At 63.5% G+C, this 14037-nt stretch carries 11 protein-coding genes; 5 read left to right on the forward strand and 6 right to left on the reverse strand.

All coding sequences use genetic code 11. The annotated features are described in order from the left end of the window. Positions 1-46 precede the first annotated feature (46 nt). Entirely contained in the window at positions 47-1072 is a 1026-nt protein-coding gene (locus G6N81_RS02685) for a sugar-transfer associated ATP-grasp domain-containing protein (protein WP_165132700.1), read from the forward strand. 55 nt (positions 1073-1127) lie between these two features. Here the strand turns inward: G6N81_RS02685 and G6N81_RS02690 are convergent, their stop codons facing one another. The 3 genes from G6N81_RS02690 to G6N81_RS02700 all read right to left on the reverse strand — a co-directional run bounded on the left by G6N81_RS02690 (position 1128) and on the right by G6N81_RS02700 (position 4256). Then, on the reverse strand, positions 1128-1820 hold the full coding sequence (locus G6N81_RS02690; RefSeq protein WP_165132703.1) for a coenzyme F420-0:L-glutamate ligase: 693 nt from the start codon (positions 1818-1820) through the stop codon (positions 1128-1130). Beyond that, a complete protein-coding gene (locus G6N81_RS02695; protein ID WP_165132705.1) occupies positions 1820-3103 on the reverse strand; it encodes an RNA polymerase sigma factor in 1284 nt (427 codons plus the stop codon). Before G6N81_RS02695 ends, G6N81_RS02690 begins: the two co-directional genes overlap by 1 nt. 208 nt (positions 3104-3311) lie before the next feature. Next, positions 3312-4256, reverse strand: coding sequence for a proteasome assembly chaperone family protein (locus G6N81_RS02700; RefSeq protein WP_165132707.1), 945 nt, complete (start codon positions 4254-4256; stop codon positions 3312-3314). A gap of 95 nt (positions 4257-4351) precedes the next feature. On the opposite strand from G6N81_RS02700, the gene G6N81_RS02705 reads away from it, so the two are divergent. From G6N81_RS02705 to sucB, 3 genes are all read left to right on the forward strand, one after another. Next, positions 4352-5839 (forward strand): leucyl aminopeptidase, encoded by a 1488-nt coding sequence (locus tag G6N81_RS02705; RefSeq protein WP_165132709.1) that lies wholly within the window; start codon positions 4352-4354, stop codon positions 5837-5839. Between the two features lie 19 nt (positions 5840-5858). Beyond that, positions 5859-7268, forward strand: coding sequence for a dihydrolipoyl dehydrogenase (lpdA, locus tag G6N81_RS02710; protein WP_165132711.1), 1410 nt, complete (start codon positions 5859-5861; stop codon positions 7266-7268). 76 nt (positions 7269-7344) lie between these two features. Beyond that, positions 7345-9420 carry a 2-oxoglutarate dehydrogenase, E2 component, dihydrolipoamide succinyltransferase gene (gene sucB / locus G6N81_RS02715; RefSeq protein WP_165132713.1) on the forward strand — a complete coding sequence of 692 codons (2076 nt, stop codon included), beginning with the start codon at positions 7345-7347 and terminating at the stop codon, positions 9418-9420. 60 nt (positions 9421-9480) lie between these two features. Here sucB and G6N81_RS02720 read toward each other — a convergent pair whose 3' ends face one another. Then, complete coding sequence (locus G6N81_RS02720; protein WP_165132715.1) at positions 9481-10776, reverse strand: hypothetical protein; 1296 nt, start codon at positions 10774-10776, stop codon at positions 9481-9483. 136 nt (positions 10777-10912) lie between these two features. Between G6N81_RS02720 and G6N81_RS02725 the strand changes: the two genes are divergently transcribed. Then, positions 10913-11626 carry a DUF4191 family protein gene (locus G6N81_RS02725; RefSeq protein WP_165132717.1) on the forward strand — a complete coding sequence of 238 codons (714 nt, stop codon included), beginning with the start codon at positions 10913-10915 and terminating at the stop codon, positions 11624-11626. A 58-nt stretch (positions 11627-11684) separates the two neighbouring features. Here G6N81_RS02725 and G6N81_RS02730 read toward each other — a convergent pair whose 3' ends face one another. Further along, the gene (locus G6N81_RS02730; protein WP_165132719.1) at positions 11685-12425 is read right to left on the reverse strand and encodes a ParA family protein; all 741 of its coding nucleotides are present in this window, start codon (positions 12423-12425) and stop codon (positions 11685-11687) included. Between the two features lie 90 nt (positions 12426-12515). Continuing rightward, on the reverse strand, positions 12516-13940 hold the full coding sequence (gene glnA, locus G6N81_RS02735) for a type I glutamate--ammonia ligase (protein ID WP_165132722.1): 1425 nt from the start codon (positions 13938-13940) through the stop codon (positions 12516-12518). Between the last annotated feature and the right edge of the window lie 97 nt (positions 13941-14037).

The following is a 14037-nucleotide window of genomic DNA, read 5'->3' on the forward strand; positions in this document are numbered from 1 at the left end:
AGACCGGGCCGCGGGGCCAGACATCACCCGCCGACCCGGAGGATCCATGCCCGCCAACGGCCTCGCCATCGGACCAAAGCTGCGCTATCTCGCGGAGCGCGCGCGCCGTATCGACATCGGATCGGTTATCGACCGCGCAAAAGAAGTCCGTGATCAGCACGGACAAGCTGTTCCCGCCACGGTGTGGGACATGCTGTGGTCAGCGGCAAAGCACGATGTCGCCTTCCAGGACTACGTCGACTTCGACTTCGCGATGCTGACGAAGGCGGAGCGGGAGACCTTCATGACGCATCCCGTGTCGATGCAGCTCGCTCAGCAGTACTCACAGCCCGCCGGCCGGGCGATCTTCGAAGACAAGATCGCCTTTAACCGCCGCTTTTCCAACTACATTCAGCGCGAGTGGTTGGTGGTGAAAGAAGACAACGCCGACGAGGTGCGTTCCTTCGTCGAAAGCCAAGGAACGATCATCGCAAAGGTGCCGGTAAGCCATATGGGTCTGGGCGTGCGCCGGTACCACGCGAAGGACATCACCGACTGGAGTGCGTTTCACCGTCGTCTTCTCGACGGCGATGAGCGCCTGCTCGAGGAGATCATCGCCCAGCACGACGATCTCGCGGCGGTCTGCCCCGGAACCGTGAACACGACACGAATCGTCGGCTTCTACGACGGAACAGATGTCCATACGCTGGCGGTTTCGCAGAAGTTCGGTCGTGGCGAGGTCAGCGACCAGATGTCATACGGCGGCTTCTATACGATGCTCGACCCCGACACCGGTCACTCGCTCAGCGCCGGGTACGACTCACACGGCCACGTGCATCACACGCACCCCGACAGTGGGTTCCGCATCGCAGACTTCCAGCTCCCTCACTTCGCCGAGGCGATCGCGCTGATCGACCGTGCGGCCCGCGAGGTACCCGAGGTTCAGTACGCCGGCTGGGACGTCGTGGTGACCGCGAACGGCGCTGATCTCGTCGAGGGCAACTGGGGCGCGGGGGTCTACGAAAATAAGCCCAGCGTCTCGGGCGTGCGCACAGGGCACAAGCCGCGATACCGCGCTGCCATCGGCTTCTGACACGTCAAAACAACAGTGGGCGTCTCCGGAAGGAGACGCCCACTGTTGTGCACTATCAGTTCTTGCGAATGATGCCCATCGGCGTCGACTGGTGACCCTGACCCAGCGGATTATCGCTGAGGATCGTCACGAGCGTGCGCTCACCGGTCTTGTCGAGCGTCGAACCGAGAATGTTCCCGCCAATGTCGTTGATATCAACGACGGCAACATCACAGCCGACGAGCTTCTTCACATCGGCGGCAACCCCGTTCGGGCGCTCAGGACCCAGAACGACGGCGTTGTTATACGGCGGAATCGTGTTCGGCGTCGGGCCGTCGATCGCGCGCGCCTTGTCGCCGGCAATGCGGTAGAAATCCCCGCTACGGCCGAACACCTTCGTGACAGCAGAAACCGCCGCTGCGAAGAGGATGCGAACAGTGCCCACCTCGCGCAGCGCGAACTCCATCGTCTCGGGAATCCCGAGCCCGATTCCGTAGGCCGTTTTCGTGACGTACTTCGACAAGAACCGGGCCAGGGGCCGCGGTTCGATCTCGTCCATCATGTAGGAGCGACCCTGCATGATCGCAACGATCTTTTCCGTCACGAAGAGAACGTCGCCGTCCTGAACGGATGCCGCCGCGTACTCCGTGATGATGTCTTCCAGTTGGTCGCCAGGCATCACAACGCGCGTGCGCAGCGGAATCCGCTGGTACGACACACCATCAACAACTACCTCGAGGGACTTCCCCTCGTTCGCTTCGGCCGGCATTACTCGAGGTAATCCCGAAGCGACTGCGAACGGCTGGGGTGACGCAGTTTTGCCATGGTCTTCGACTCGATCTGGCGAATACGCTCTCGCGTCACGCCAAAGGTGTCGCCGATCTGGTCCAGCGTCTTCGGCTGACCATCACCCAAGCCGAAGCGCATGCGAATGACGCCGGCTTCCCGCTCGGACAACGAATCGAGCAGCCCTTCGAGCTGACGCTGCAGCATCGTAAAGCCCACGGCGTCCGCGGGAACGACCGCCTCGGTGTCCTCGATCAGGTCACCGAACTCGCTGTCGCCGTCCTCGCCGAGGGGCGTGTGCAGCGAAATGGGCTCACGACCGTATTTCTGGACCTCGACAACCTTCTCTGGCGTCATATCGAGCTCTTTGGCGAGCTCTTCCGGCGTCGGTTCGCGTCCAAGGTCCTGCAGCATCTGGCGCTGCACACGGGCCAGCTTGTTGATGACCTCAACCATGTGCACCGGAATGCGGATGGTGCGAGCCTGATCAGCCATCGCGCGGGTGATCGCCTGGCGAATCCACCACGTTGCGTAGGTGGAGAACTTGAAGCCCTTGGTGTAGTCGAACTTCTCGACGGCGCGAATCAGACCGAGGTTGCCCTCCTGGATCAAGTCCAGGAACTGCATACCGCGTCCCGTGTAGCGCTTCGCCAGCGAGACGACAAGACGAAGGTTCGCGCCGAGCAGATGGCTCTTGGCACGCTTTCCGTCTCGCGTGACCCACTGCAGGTCGAGCCCCATCTGAGAGGATCTCTCAACCCCCGTCATCTGCGACAGCTTCTCTTCGGCGAACAGACCGGCCTCAATACGCATAGCGAGGTCGACCTCCTCTGCCGCGTTCAGCAGAGGAACCTTACCGATCTGCTTCAGGTAGTCCTTGACAGGGTCAGCCGTCGCACCCGTGATCTGGGTGGAGTAGACGGGAACTTCTTCCTCGTCAGACTGACTGATGACAATGGCACCGGTGGGGAGCGGCTCAGCCTGCTCCTTCTTTGCCGGCTTCTTATCCTCTGCCTCATCGACCTCGGGGCCGGAGCTCTCGATAATCTCGTCGACGGCGTCCTTCTTGGTCCGCTTGGCAGCGGGCTTCTTCGCAGCGGGCTTCTTCGCAGCCGGCTTCTTCGCAGCTGGCTTGTTCGCGGCAGGTTTTTCTTCTGCCGCAGCCGTCGCCGCCTTCTTTCCGGTGCTCTTTTTTGCAGCGGATTTTTTGTCGGCCGCCGCAGCCGTGGTCTCGTCGACCTCGTCCGTCTTCGTGGCAGGAGTCACGTTTCGCCTTTCACCAGGGCCACCGCGCGCCAGCGCCCCGGGTGTGTTCGAGCACGATTAAGACCCTTGTCAAGTGCGATGGCGGTGGCCATCAAAATCGACAACGGGTCGGAGCCTTATTCTCTCACATGTCGTCGCGTGTTTTTGACATGCTTCGGCCAGCCCGTGTCCGAGACAACGATCATCCCGATCACGGTATTCCCTCAGGTCACGACTTACCAGGGCCCTGTTCATCTTCTGGCCGATTGGCCAAGTAGCGTTCCAGCTCCGCAGCCAGCTCATCGGCCGTCGGGATGTCGCCTTCTTCAAGCCCCGCTCCGAACCCCTCGTTCACAGGGCCTCCGCGCCAGTCCCCCGCCATGTACGCGTCATAGCGTTCTTCGAGCGATTCGACCATTCGCCGCAGCTCGTCGTTTCGGGTGATCTGCTCATCGACCTTCGCGAGATACTCGCGGTTTTCCTCACGAACGGAATCGAGACTGAAAACAAGTCCCGTCGCTGTCATCAGCTTGTCGAGGGCGGCAAGCGTCGCGCCGGGATAGTCCGTCTCAGCCAAATAGTGCGGGACGAGCAAGACGAAGCCAGTCACGGGGAAGCCGCCCTCAGACATCCGCAGTTCCAAAAGGTGCCCAGCGGTTCCTGGCGCCTGCGTATGCGGCTTCCAGACAGAATGCGCCTGGATGAGGTCGTTCCGTGTGCCGCTGACGGTAGTTCCGAGCTGTCGCGTGTGAGGAACCGGCATCGCGATCGCATGCAACCACGTCATTCCCTGAATATCGAACTCACCAGCCAACTGGATGACGACTTCAATGAACGACTCCCAGGCGAAGTCCGGTTCGTATCCCGATAACAGGAGGAACGGCTGTCCGAGCGCATCGTGAACGAGGGAGAGCTCAAGACGGGGCGGACGAAACTCAGAAATATGGTCCTGATCGAAAGTGATGATCGGGCGACGCGCCCGGTAGTCGAGAAGGGCATCGTTTCGGAAGATCGCCACCGGATGCGCGACGAGATCTTCTCGCGTGTATTCGACGATGCTCCCGACGGTTCCTCCGGCGTCACTAAACCCGGTCAACACAACGATCAACGGAAGGCGCGGCGGCACAACGGGCGCGTTCGACACGCGCTCGAAGATGTCGAAGGTACGGGGCATCTCTCCATGCTACGAGGCACAGACACCGACGGGGCCGACAGCACGCTTCCTTCACTACGCCCTCTCCCCCCGTACCAATACCTAGGATGGGTGCTATGCCTCTTCCCGAGATCGCAATCACACACGATTCCTTCCCCGCAGAAGAGGCCGACGCGCTCATCCTCGCGCTTCCGTCTCTCGGCGACGATGCGCTTGAGGATTTCGCCGGCCTCCGTCCCGCTCTTGACGCTGTCGGTTTCACCGGCGCAAAGGGCACTTACGCCCGCGTCTATGCCCAGGAGTTCTCTCTCCTGCCGCTCGCCGTCGTCGGGCTCGGCGATGACGCGACCGTGACAACGGTGCGCGAATCGGTCGGCGCCGGTGTGCGCCAGCTCACGGGCTTCGACGTTGTTGCCGTCTCGGTCGCCGCGCGCGTCGACGACGCATGGCGCGGCGCCGCCGAAGGAGCGGTGCTCGGCGGATACAGCTTCTCGTCTTACAAGAGCGATAGCGATGAAAAGAAGGCGAAAAAGCGACGCGCGGCGAAGGTTCTCATCCACGCGCCGTCCCTCATCAGCGATGCCGATCTGGCCGTCGCCCGCGTACAGGGCGAGGCCGTCGCACTCGTGAAAGATCTTGTCTCCACCCCTGGGGCGGACCAGTCGCCTGAGCAGCTCGCGGACTTCGCCGTGTCATCTACGGCGGATCTGCCCATCCAGACAACTGTCTGGGACGAGAATGCACTCGCCGACGGCGGCTTCGGGGGAATCCTCGGTGTCGGCCGTGGATCGGACGCTCCCCCTCGCCTCGTCCGGGTCGACTACGCCCCCGAATCGGCCGAGCACCATGTCGCCCTCGTCGGAAAGGGCATCACGTTCGACACCGGCGGCCTTTCGCTCAAGCCCGCGGCGTCGATGGTCGGAATGCAGGAAGACATGACCGGCGCCGCCGAGGTCCTTGCTGTCGTCCGTGCCGCCGCGCAACTCGAGCTTCCCGTGCGCGTAACGGCGTGGATGTGCATCGCGGAGAACATGCCCTCTGGACGCGCCACCCGACCAGGCGACGTTCTGACGCTAGCCAATGGCACAACCGTCGAGGTGACGAACACCGACGCCGAAGGCCGCTTGGTCCTCGCGGATGGTCTCGTGGCCGCGAGCCGAGAGAACCCCGACGTCATCGTGGATGTCGCCACGCTGACGGGCGCCATGATCATCGCTCTCGGAACGCGTCACACCGGCATTATGGGCGAGGACGCTGCTGTTGATGCTTTCCTGCGCGCCGCTGATCGCACCGGCGAGCTCGCGTGGGCACTGCCACTGCCGGAGCACATGGAAGACGAACTCGACTCGCGGATCGCCGATATGCAGAACGCAAACGTCGGCAACCGGGCCGCGGGCTCGCTCTACGCCGGATTGTTCCTGCGCCGTTTCGTCGGCACACGCGACGGTGAGCCTGACGGCCCGCGCATTCCCTGGGTGCACCTCGACATCGCTGGGTCCTCCATGAGCTCATCGAGCGCTTTCGGCTTCACCGACAAGGGCCCGACAGGTGCCACCACCCGTGCTCTCATCGACTTCGTCGCCGCCGGCGGCCAGGTCGTCTGACTGAGAGAGGCACGTCTTCGTGACGGATCACACGTTCGACCTCGTTGTGCTCGGAGGGGGAAGCGGCGGCTACGCCGCCGCTTTGCGCGCCTCCGAACTCGGCAGTTCCGTTGCGCTCGTCGAGCGCGACCTTCTCGGAGGCACGTGCCTGCACCGCGGGTGCGTCCCCACCAAGGCGCTTCTGCACACGGCCGAGGTTGCGGACTCCGTGCAACACGCCGCGGCCGTCGGCGTCGATGCAACGCTTTCCGGCATCGACGCGGCGGCGGCGCGCGCGTGGCGCGAAAAACTCGTCTCCGGCAAGCATCGCGGCCTGACCTCGCTCGTCGCGGCGCGTGGCATCACCGTATTTTCGGGTGAAGGCCGCGTGGAACAGACGGAAGGCGGCCCCGCCGTTCGCGTCGGAGAAGATCTCCTGCGCGGAACGGACGTTGTCGTCGCAACAGGAGCGACAAGTCGCCCCCTCCCCGATGTTCTTTTCGGCGGGCGTGTGCTCGATTCCGAGCGTGCCCTCGCGCTCGAGGAGATCCCGTCGCGCGTGACGATTATCGGCGGCGGCGTCATCGGTGTCGAGTTTGCCAGCGCCTGGCGTTCGCTGGGCGCCGAGGTCACGATCCTCGAGATGGCGGATTCTCTGATCCCCAACGAGGACGAAGCGCTGATTCGCGCTCTCACAACCGCGTACCGTCGCCGCGGCATCACCGTCGAAACGGGGGTGACCATCACGCAGGTCGCGCCGTCGGAGAGTGGGGTCGACGTCGCCGTGACACGCGCGGGAGGCGAACAGACCACGATCAGCTCAGACTGGTTACTCGTTGCCATCGGCCGCACTCCCGCCACGGACGACCTCGGACTTGACGACATCGGCGTGACGCGCTCCCGCGCGTTCATCGATGTCGACGCTCAGCTCCGCACGACGTCTCCACACGTCTGGGCTGTTGGCGATATCGTGCCAGGGCCGCAGCTCGCGCACCGTGGTTTTCGGCACGGTCTTTTCGTCGCTGAGACGATCGCGGGACGCCGTACGGCGCCCCTCGATGACACGGCCATTCCTCGCGTCACCTACTCCTCTCCCGAGATTGCCTCGGTGGGACTGACGGAGCGTCAAGCCGCAGAACGGCACGGATCCGAACGCATCGAGACGACCACATACAACCTGGCGGGAAACGCGAAGGCCGAGATCGTTTCGGCCGGCTCCGCTGTCGCGAGCGGTCTGGCCAAAGTCATCCGCGTTATCGACGGCCCGATCATCGGCGTGCATCTCGCAGGTGAGCGCGTCGGCGAGCTCATCACCGAGGGACAGCTGGCCGTTGCGTGGGAGGCGCACCCTGAGGATCTGGCCCCCCTCGTACACGCACACCCGTCTCAGAGTGAAGCGCTGGGTGAGGCCTTTCTGACGCTTGCCGGCTCTCCCTTGCACTCCCTGTGATCTCATGCCGGTTATCGACCGGCGAAATCCCCTAAGCTGAATCACGCACTCCACACGTTCTGAAGGAGACTCGATTATGAGCACTTCCGTTGTCCTCCCCGCTCTCGGCGAGAGCGTCACTGAGGGAACGGTCACCCGCTGGCTGAAGCAGGTCGGCGACACCGTCGAGGTCGATGAGCCTCTCCTCGAGGTGGCGACCGACAAGGTCGACACCGAGATCCCCTCGCCGGTTGCCGGCGTGCTCGAGTCGATCCTGGTTGAGGAAGACGAAACTGTCGAGGTTGGCGCTGAGCTCGCCACCGTCGGTGATGGTTCGTCCGCCTCCAACGAGTCTTCCGCTCCGGATGCCGAGACCGCTTCGAAAGAAGAGAGCGCATCACCTGCTCCCGCTGAAGAAGAGGCTTCTGCCCCGCAAGAAGCTCCCCGCGAGGAATCGTCCGGCTCGAATGACGCTGTCGACGTGACCCTCCCCGAACTGGGCGAATCTGTCACCGAGGGCACCGTCACCCGCTGGCTGAAGCAGGTCGGCGACACGGTCGAGGTCGACGAGCCGCTGCTCGAGATCGCCACCGACAAGGTCGACACCGAGGTACCCTCTCCCGTTGCGGGAACGGTTCTCGAACTGCTCGCAGACGAAGACGACACCGTCGAAATCGGCGCCGTTCTTGCACGAGTGGGCTCGGGCGCTCCCGCACCCGAAGCAGAGTCCGCACCCGAGGAGGAGTCCGCTCCCGCGGAAGAGCCCAAGGCACCCGCTGCTCCGGAGCCCCAGGCAGAAGCACCTGCTCCCGCAGCACCGAAAGAGCCCGCGTCCGCTGAGTCCGATGACGCTGTCGACGTGACCCTCCCCGAACTGGGCGAGTCTGTCACCGAGGGCACCGTCACCCGCTGGCTGAAGCAGGTCGGCGACACGGTCGAGGTCGACGAGCCGCTGCTCGAGATCGCCACCGACAAGGTCGACACCGAGGTACCCTCTCCCGTTGCGGGAACGGTTCTCGAACTGCTCGCAGACGAAGACGACACCGTCGAAATCGGCGCCGTTCTTGCACGAGTGGGCTCCGGCGCTCCCGCACCCGAAGCAGAGTCCGCACCCGAGGAGGAGTCCGCTCCCGCGGAAGAGCCCAAGGCGCCCGCTGCTCCGGAGCCCCAGGCAGAAGCACCTGCTCCCGCAGCACCGAAAGAGCCCGCTCCCCAGGCAGCTCCCGCGAAGCAGGCTTCGGCGCCGGCAGCTCCGGCTGGCAACGACAAGGTCTATGTGACCCCCCTCGTTCGCAAGCTCGCGGCGCAGCACGGTGTTGACCTGGAAACGGTGTCTGGTTCCGGCGTCGGCGGACGCATCCGCAAGGAAGACGTTTTGAACGCGGCGAAGTCGTCGCCTGCCTCTGCTGCTCCGGCAGCCCCGGCAGCGAAGCCCGCCGCCACGGTGGAGCCGTCGCCGCTGCGCGGAACGTCCCAGCCCTTCACGCGCCTGCGCAAGGTTCTGGCGAAGCGCGCCGTGGAGTCGATGAACTCGACCGCTCAGCTGACGACGGTCGTCGAGATCGACGTGACCAAGCTCGCCGCGTTCCGCGACTCGGTCAAGGTCGAGTTCCTCGAGAAGACGGGCAACAAGCTCTCCTTCATGCCGTTCTTCGCTCTTGCGGCTGTCGAGGGCCTCCAGCAGTTCCCGATCATCAACTCCACGGTTGACGGTGAAACGGTTGTCTATCCCGAGACCGAGAACCTGTCGATCGCGGTTGACACGGAGAAGGGTCTCTACACGCCCGTTCTTCGCGACGCCGCTTCGAAGAACCTCAACGAGATCGCGGGTGGCATCGCCGATCTGGCCCAGCGCACGCGCGATGGCCAGCTCAAGCCCGATGACCTCTCGGGTGGAACGTTCACACTGACGAACACGGGATCGCGTGGCGCGCTGTTTGACACGCCTGTTGTCTTCCTTCCCCAGTCGGCGATCCTCGGTACCGGCATCGTCTACAAGCGCCCCGGCGTTGTGAAGGCGGATGGACAGGAAACGATCGGTATCCGTTCGTACGTCTACTTCGCGCTGTCGTACGACCACCGAACAATCGATGGCGCCGACGCGGCGCGCTACCTCTCGGCCGTCAAGGCGCGCCTCGAGGCAGCAGACTTCGAGGGCAACCTCGGCATGTAACTCACCGATTCGATGGGCCCGGTTGGCATCAGCTGACCGGGCCCATCGGCGTTTACCGCCCTACTCATAGGCGTCACGGATTTTCCACCCACGCCCCTGTTTCTCGATGACGAACAGGGTGCGGGCATTGTCGGATGAGCTGACCTCAAGAACGGCCACGCCCCCATAATCGTCGATGAGGGCGATGGAACGCTCCTGTGCCGGGCGAGCAACGGCGCCGCTTCGCGGGATGGGGGTGTCATCCACGAATAGCGTCTCGCACGTTGTTGGACAGGCATCCCATGACAGCAGCAGACGCTCAGCGCCACCCAGCGCGTCCTCATCGACCGCAGCCGCCGCCCCGGTCACGGAAGATGCCGCAGGTTCGGCGACCACGTCACGGGGCGCGGCGATCTCCGGCGATGCCCGTGCTGAGGATGGCCCCGTGGGCCACAGCAGTCCGCCCGCCAGCACTGCGGCGCCCGCCACAGCCGCGACGATAAGCGGAGCGCGTTTGGCAGGCTTCTGGTCACTGGGGTTCGTCGTGGCTTGTTTCCGTGGTCGTTTTGCCGATCGCCCTGGCACCGCCCGCACAATCATGGCAACGGTTTCGGCGTAGAGATCGGCGATTCTGCCGTCGACGTGCCGCTCCAACAGATCGCGGACAAAGTGCGAGGCGGCGGGCTCCTCCTCAAGGTCGATCTGTCGGGGAGCCGTGACGTCGCGCGCCGGGGCGTGCTCAGCAAGAGGCTGTGGTGCCGCGGCCTCGAACAGGCTCCCCTCGATATCATCCAGGCGGCGCGACAGAAGCTGCGGGCGCTCGAGCGCCTCTGTGATCGTATCCGCGTGGCGAGCGAGCACCCGGTCGTCACACGCATCGATCGTCCGCGAGATGATCACCCGCGCGGACGCTCTCGCGGCTTCGCCCTGCTCGCTGAGAACAAAGATCGGTCGTCGCTCCGTTGTTAACCACCACTCACCGGTCGCGTCTGCTCCAACGCGAGCATCCTCCAGCTCGACGATGCCTCTGAGCAGTGAAACCGCAATCGTGACAACCTCACCGCGAGACCATCCTGATCTGGCGCTGTCTCGCCGTCCGCACATGGTGGTGAGCGACTCAGCCACATCGGAAACGATGACATCGTGCCCGTCCACGCGGCGCACAACGTCGAGGGGCGCCAGAACGTGCTGCGCTGTTCCCATCTGCCACCCCTGCCAGCGTCGAAGCTCGGCAGCGTCAACAAGAAGCACGGGACCCGCGCTATCGACGACGGCACGTGTGCAGGCGAACGGCGCTTCTCCCGCGCCGAGCCGTCGTACCCGATGCACGACGCTCGTTAACGGATCGCCGTGCTGAGATCGCGTCGCAGTAGTCATGCGCCGATTCTGCACGCGAATCTCGGCCCCCAGCGATCACGCTCGGCGATCTGTGGAGGGAATCTGCTGTTTCACCCTGTGAACGTGCTTCAGCGCCGTGGATCACGAGGTCACCGTGTCCCGGTAAACTGTCTGTATGGCAGCACGCACCTCCCAGCCGGAGAAACGACCAGGGTTCCTGGCGACGATCAAGAGCCTCTTCAGCTTTACGCGCGAAGAGTTCGCCTGGGTCACCTGGGTTCTCCCCCTCATTGTCCTCGGCGGCATCGGTATCGGCGTTGCGATCGCCGTGTTCACGGGCCAGCCGTGGTGGGGATACATCCTCTGGGTGTTCTTCGGAATCATGCTCGGCTTTATCTTCGGCATGCTGCTGCTGAACAGGCTCGCGACGAAGGCCATGTACCGGAAGATCGACGGAATGCCCGGTGGCGCTGGCCACGTGATCGGAAACATGCTCGGTCGCAAGTGGCGCGGCGAGGATATGCCGGTTCAGGTGAACCCGAAGACCCAGGATGCCGTGTACCGCGCGGTCGGTCGTGGCGGGGTTGTTCTCGTTGGCGAGGGCTCGCGCGGCCGCCTCGAGAAGCTCGTCAAGAAGGAAACCACCGCGGCGAAGCGGATTACGCACGGAGCCGTCCCCGTCGAGGTCTTCTACATCGGACACGGCGAAGGCGACACCCCCGTTGCCGAGCTCGCAAAAGCCATCAAGAAGCTGCCGAAGGTCATCGACAAGGCGGGCATGCAACAGCTCATCGCCCGCACCGATTCGATCAACCAGAACGCGATGTCAAGTATGCCGATCCCCAAGGGAATCGACCCGATGAAGGTTCGGGCACCAAAGCCGCGATAGAACCTCTCATGACGAAAGCGCCCCGCATCGGACGGGGCGCTTTTGTTGTGTGCGCGTGCTATCCGCGAGAAACCGTGTGCCAGAGCGCGGCAAAAGCCCGCCCCGCCTCAGACCGTGGCGCGAACTGCTGAAGCGCAGCCCGACGTTCCGCCATGCGCTCAACGACGACTGATGCGGGAACGACGATGTCGCTCATTCCCTCAATACGTGCCGGCAACTCGGTCGCCGCGTCGCGGTGGCTTCTCTTGCGACGATCAACCTGGTTCAAGAACGCTACGAGCCGGGCGTCCGTCTTCTGTGTCGCGATGAAAGCGCGAACCTGGTCGTACGAGCGCAGCGAGAGCAGCGCCGGAGCAAGCGGTGTGACAACGACGTCTGATGCGCGCACGGCGTTCTCGGCCACGAGAGACACACCTGGCGGCGTATCGAGGATGACGACGTCATAGACGTCCCGGAGAGGCTCCAAGGCGCGTCCGAGCCGCGCAGAGGATCTCTTGTGGCCGTCGAGGGCAACATCAAGATCACGGTAGGACAGGTCGGCCGGAAGCACCTCAAGGTTGCGGACGGCCGTCGGGCGCGTCGCGCGTTCGAGCGACTTTTCCCCAAGAATCACCGCTTCAGCGCCACCACGGAGCTTCTGTTTCACCCCGAGCAACCACGTTGCCGCCGCTTGTGGATCGAGATCCCACAGCAGAACGCGGTTTCCTTCCTCCGCAGCGAGCACGGCGAGGTTAACCGCTGACGTCGTTTTCCCGACGCCGCCCTTGGTGCTGTAGGCAGTGATGATGTGTGGGGGCACGAGATCCATCCTGTCGAAAACGGCGAACGCCCCGAGGAGATTCCTCGGGGCGTTCGCGCGGTGAACCGATCGTCGATTCGCTACGGCTGATTACACGCCGTAGTACAGCTCGAACTCGAACGGGTGAGGGCGCTGAGCCATCGGAATGATCTCGTTCTCGTACTTGTAGTCGATCCAGGTCTCGATGAGCTCTTCCGTGAACACGCCGCCCTCAAGGAGGAATGCGTGGTCCTTACGGAGCTCCTCGAGGGACTCGGCGAGGCCGCCGGGAACCTGAGGAATGCCCTTGGCCTCCTCAGGGGGAAGCTCGTAGAGGTCCTTGTCGACGGGCGCGTGAGGCTCGATGCGGTTCTTGATACCGTCAAGACCAGCCATGAGCTGCGCAGCGAACGCGAGGTAGGGGTTACCCGAGGAGTCGGGCGCCCGGAACTCGATGCGCTTCGCCTTCGGGTTGGAGCCCGTGATCGGGATACGGATAGCTGCCGAGCGGTTACCCGCCGAGTAGACCAGGTTCACGGGCGCCTCGAAGCCCTTGACCAGACGGTGGTAGCTGTTCAGCGTGGGGTTGGTGAATGCCAGGACCGCGGGAGCGTGCTTGAGCAGGCCACCGATGTACCAGCGCGCAACGTCGCTGAGCTGGCCGTAGCCCTGCTCGTCGAAGAACAGCGGCTTGCCATCGAGCCACAGGGACTGGTGCGTGTGCATACCCGAGCCGTTGTCGCCGAAGAGCGGCTTGGGCATGAACGTGGCCGTCTTGCCCCACTCTTCTGCCGTGTTCTTCACGATGTACTTGAACTTGAGCATGTCGTCCGCCGCGTGGACCATCGTGTCGAAGCGGTAGTTGATCTCGGCCTGACCGGCCGACCCGACCTCGTGGTGCGAGCGCTCGACCTCAAGGCCGACCTCGGTCAGCTTGAGCACGATGTCATCGCGGATGTCAGCCTGCTTGTCGACAGGCGACACAGGGAAGTAGCCACCCTTGAAGGGCGTCTTGTTACCGAGGTTGCCGCCCTCTTCCTTGCGGCCGGTGTTCCATGCAGCCTCTTCGGAGTCGACCGAGTAGAAGCTCTTGCCCTCAGAAATCGAGTAACGCACATCGTCGAAGATGAAGAACTCGGCCTCGGGAGCGAAGAACGCGGTGTCGGCGATGCCGGTGGAAGCGAGGTACTTCTCGGCCTTCTTCGCAACCTGACGCGGGTCCTTCGAGTAGATCTCGCCGTTGCGGGGGTTGTAGATGTCGAACACCATCACGAGTGTCTTGTTCTCGCGGAAGGGGTCGAGGTATGCGGTCGACACGTCGGGGATGAGCTGCATGTCCGACTCGTCGATGCTCGCGAAGCCGCGAATCGAGGAGCCATCGAACATCTGACCGACGGTGAAGAACTCCTCGTCAACGGTCGATGCCGGAATGTTGAAGTGCTGCTGCACACCAGGGAGATCGGTGAAACGGATGTCAAGGAACTTGACGTCCTCGTCCTTGATGAACTTCAGGACCTCGGAAGAGTCTTTGAACATGGAGGCTCCAGATTGGTGGGACTTCGGGCGGCCATCCTGTTGAGGGATGACCCGTGAAAGGTATCCGAGACGCATTGCTCAGCGGTGTCCCGAATGT

The sequence above is a fragment of the Microbacterium amylolyticum genome, assembly GCF_011046975.1.
Lineage (GTDB): Bacteria > Actinomycetota > Actinomycetes > Actinomycetales > Microbacteriaceae > Microbacterium > Microbacterium amylolyticum.